Genomic DNA, 2,327 nt, shown 5'->3' with positions numbered 1-2,327 from the left:
CGCTCGAAGTATGTATTATTCAATACTACCAGGTATCACTTTGCTGCAAACACCTTTTTATGACACAGTGAGATTAGAGCCCTTCAGCGGTTCGCCATTGTCAGCTACCGGTCGTTCGCCGACAAGCCATCCACAAAGGTGAGGTCTGTGGTGCTTCCCTGTTATGTCCGGTTACATAAATCGGGAAGCGCCCCGCAGTTCTTAACTGCGATTGTTGAACCGGCGGAGGCCGAGGAACATTCCGAAATGCTACCCGGGGTACCGGCCCCCCGTTCTTGACGATAGTTCGGCAACTTACGCTTTTCAAACCGGGGCCTGGTATCGATAGCAAAAGGCCTTTATGAGCATGCCGCCGGCGTGGCGGCGAGCGCCTGCGCGTCACTCGTCATCTTCGGCTGCACCCTGACTGGGTTCCAGGTCCTGCACTTCGACCAGTTCGCCATCCCAAACCATTTCCGCCCCTGCTTCGAGCGTCGCTCCAAATACAGGATCGCCGTCCACGATGATCCGGATGGGCGTATCTCCTTCATTGGCCACTCTGACTTTCATCGCCGGTGCTCTCTTCAACTCAGGACGCTGAGTACGCGTTATGTGCCAATCGTCATCGCGTCGAGCCGTTTGGATCGCGCCAACTAGGTGCGGCTGTCGTGCAGGCTGAAGCAGCAAGGGGCGATCCGTAACGCTCTAAAAATATTGTTGAGAACCGGGGCTCGCCCCGGTTGTGTCACTTCGGATCCGCCGGTTCAAATCGCAGCTCCCCGCAGAACCGGCCGGTTTCTTTACCGTCCGACGTCGCAATAGCGTGCTTGCGCCGCGTCAAACCCTCGATTATTTTATTGTGCACTGTGCCGTTGATGATGAGTTTGCGTCGAAAGTGTCTTTTCCACAGGTGATCAGTTATGGGCGACAAGGAGGACGAATTGCCGGTCATGGTGTACGACTGGCTGGATGAAAGCATTCGCGAAATCGCAGAGAATATCTGGCATGCCCAGAAGGGAGGTCGGCCGGATGTCCTTACGTATCTTTACCGGTCAGACAAGGAAAAACGATATATCCGGAAAATGTCGCTGGAAGATGTTCCGCGAATCCTAAGCCGGGACGAATACCCATTCGCAAGCACCTTGGAAAACGAGGGACGCGTCTGGGTCGGCCATGCGTCGATAGCGCAGCAAAACGCCCAGCGCGACTTGATGAATCGGTTCTACCGGAGCAACGGCGCATATATCAAGGGAACCACATTCAGATTCCGGGTAAGGGTCACCAATTATCCGGCAGACGCGCGATGACCAGTGTAGTCACAGCGCGTGCCGAGTGCGGCACGGAGAGCCGTCTTTCTGACAGTATGAGATTCGGCCACGCGCCGATGGGAAGCGACCAGATTGCCACTGGTGACAAGTAGGGTCAGCGGTTCTGGCTTGACAAGGGTGCAACGGTGGAGGAGTCGGCGGGGGCTCGCTAGAAACGGCAGTCCAAAGGAGACAACATGACAAGCGCTATTGATTCGGGGAAGCTGGCGGGCCTGGATTCGCCCGAAAAGACTGAATTCATGAAAAGAGTGTATACATTGCATTGTCTCTTGGCGGGCAAACAACGGAATTTTGTGGACGAGTTGCCAAAGAAGGAGCTATCCAGGATCGAAGGTCGGGTCGAAGCGAGAACGGATGCCGCGTTAGCATGTCAACGCCTTTTGACTGCCGCGAGAAACGATCTGGACAGGGCAAAGCAATCCAATTCGGCCAGGGCTCTCCTTGCAAAAAGCATTGGCGTCGCAAGCGGTTACAGGTCCGCTCAAAGGCAGTTCGAGAACTGGAGACAGTTCTTTCCAAGATACTACGCACTTACAGCGGCGGCCCGAGAAAAACTGCTGGACGGACAACACGGGGATGCGGCCGCAATATACCTGAGCAAATATATTGCCAAGCGTTTGGCTGCACCCGGATTCAGTCTCCATAACTCCGGATTCGCAATCGACTTCGAGACCTTCGACCACGGCTGCGCGCTCGGGCCCAGTAAGAGCCAAACGAGGCTTTGGAAACAGTCGTGGCTTTTTGACTGGCTAAAATCGAATGCCAACAAATTCGGCTTCGACGAAAATAAAAAAATAGACGAGCCTTGGCACTGGGAATTTACAGCTGGTGTGCATATGCTCGAATGCGAACAAAACGTTAAAGACCAGGAGAAGAAGTTGAAGTGTGCAATGGAAAAAGGTGACGATTACCCTCTATAGAGCTCTGTCACCTTACCTGCATCGGCGGTTTCAAGAGTGAAGCGCAACAGGGGGCTAATGAATGGAAGCTGAGGTTATCGAAGCGGTTGCGAGCATACGT

At 54.1% G+C, this 2,327-nt stretch carries 3 protein-coding genes; 2 read left to right on the top strand and 1 reads right to left on the bottom strand.

Annotation, left to right across the window (positions count from 1 at the left end; all coding sequences use genetic code 11):
* Window positions 1-378 precede the first annotated feature (378 nt).
* Entirely contained in the window at window positions 379-549 is a 171-nt protein-coding gene (locus SB822_RS54390; RefSeq protein ID WP_410858760.1) for a hypothetical protein, read from the bottom strand.
* Between the two features lie 350 nt (window positions 550-899).
* On the opposite strand from SB822_RS54390, the gene SB822_RS54385 reads away from it, so the two are divergent.
* Both SB822_RS54385 and SB822_RS54380 read left to right on the top strand, forming a co-directional pair.
* Complete coding sequence (locus SB822_RS54385) at window positions 900-1,286, top strand: hypothetical protein (RefSeq protein ID WP_410858759.1); 387 nt, start codon at window positions 900-902, stop codon at window positions 1,284-1,286.
* A gap of 197 nt (window positions 1,287-1,483) precedes the next feature.
* Window positions 1,484-2,227, top strand: a complete 744-nt coding sequence (locus tag SB822_RS54380; protein ID WP_410858758.1) for a D-alanyl-D-alanine carboxypeptidase family protein — start codon at window positions 1,484-1,486, stop codon at window positions 2,225-2,227.
* The last annotated feature ends 100 nt before the right edge of the window (window positions 2,228-2,327 follow it).

Source organism: Paraburkholderia sp. SIMBA_054 (genome assembly GCF_046534875.1).
Lineage (GTDB): Bacteria > Pseudomonadota > Gammaproteobacteria > Burkholderiales > Burkholderiaceae > Paraburkholderia > Paraburkholderia hospita.
This window is presented reverse-complemented; position numbering and strand designations above follow the sequence as displayed.